Source organism: Microcystis sp. LEGE 00066 (genome assembly GCF_015207925.1).
Lineage (GTDB): Bacteria > Cyanobacteriota > Cyanobacteriia > Cyanobacteriales > Microcystaceae > Microcystis > Microcystis ichthyoblabe_A.
The window spans coordinates 1-1400 of sequence record NZ_JADEVX010000361.1 but is presented as its reverse complement, the minus strand read 5'-3'; the positions used below and the strand labels follow the sequence as shown (position 1 = coordinate 1400).

At 37.2% G+C, this 1400-nt stretch carries 3 pseudogenes; 1 reads left to right on the top strand and 2 read right to left on the bottom strand.

The window, feature by feature from the left end:
• Positions 1-138: 138 nt before the first annotated feature.
• Positions 139-474 (bottom strand): annotated as a pseudogene (locus tag IQ224_RS23525) (transposase); the annotation flags it as partial.
• Positions 475-669: 195 nt separating this feature from the next.
• Positions 670-921 (bottom strand): annotated as a pseudogene (locus tag IQ224_RS23520) (transposase family protein); the annotation flags it as partial.
• Between the two features lie 338 nt (positions 922-1259).
• Here IQ224_RS23520 and IQ224_RS23515 point away from each other — a divergent pair.
• A pseudogene (locus IQ224_RS23515) lies at positions 1260-1400 on the top strand (IS630 family transposase); the annotation flags it as partial.

The following is a 1400-nucleotide window of genomic DNA, read 5'->3' as shown; positions in this document are numbered from 1 at the left end:
AACAGCACTTTTTCTCGGTCAATGATTAGGATAAGTTATAACTTAAAAATTAATCAACAACTAAAGCTTATGCTTGTAGCTAAGTGAAATCATTGATTAAGAGACCTGTACTTTTCAATGACTTTTTCAGCAGACCCTAATTTGTTTCATGACATGGAATCTATCGGCGACTACCTCGGCCGATGGCATCAATTCTTTCACCAAATTTTTATAGGACAACCAAAGATCTATGCTGACTTCTTCAATTTGCTCTAACACCTCTTTTCCCCAGCCTGTAAGCGTTTTCCTCAATTCTTCTTGTGTTCGCTTCTCTAGAATAGCTATTAGTTTTCCCGCATCTAAATTTACTAAAACTGCACAGTAATTTTTTTGTCCTTTGACTAGAGCGATTTCATCAATTCCTAGTCTTTTTAATTCCGATAGGTCTGGCTCTGTAATTTCTTCGGCGATGTCCTCTATCATTCTTTGAATCTCTGGCTCTTCGGTTTGTGTTATGCAATAAACGGGGGTTATAAGGGATGGAACCCTTATGTAGAAAGGCATTTGGCGATTTTTGTCAATTGTTTTTTATCTAGAGCGGACTCATCAATTAAGTCTCTTGCCAGAGAAGGATTTAGTCAATTTATGCCTCCCTATCGAACTATAACAAGTAACGAAGAGCCGAATCTCTTCTTCCGTTACGTCATTTCTTCGGCTAACATTTAAAATATCTCCTTCTTTTAATTGTTCGAGTATATTCTCGGCTAGTCTTTTCGTATAGGTTCGTTTCTTGGCGACAAAATCTAACTCTTCGCTAAAGGGTTTCTGACAATTACCGCACTTAAATTGACGACGATTAACTTGTAGGTACACTGGTTGACCTGAGAGCGGTAAATCTTTGACTAAATGTCGATGATTTTGGTGGAGTTTATCGCTCTCTAACGGAAGCATCTCACCTTTGTAACCTCTAAATCAGGTTTTTATGTCAAGCTATTTTGAAAGCCTTGCTAGAAACCAGTTTTAGGGACAAGTATAATTACTCACTTGCATAAATGAGATGCTCCCCTCTCTAACCCACAACGAGGACAGATTGCTTTTTGATTTTTCGATTCGACTGGTCAAACTATACCGATATTTTCTAGGTGTCGATAGCCTTGAATACAGGTTCGTTGTAGGTTCAAAAATTTGTCAAGTATCATAAGTAGTCATGCAAAATTAATTACCCAAATAAAAAATTAAGAAGTATAATACATGAAAAAACGAAGTAGCAGGAAAATACAATGAGATTGATTAGAGACCTAAACCCCGAGAGCCAGAAAATGCTAGAGAGAATTTATCGAGCTAGTAAACATCATCAAGTAAGAGAGCGAGCGAAATGTATACTCTTAAGTTTTCAGGGAACCACGATAGAAGAATTGAGC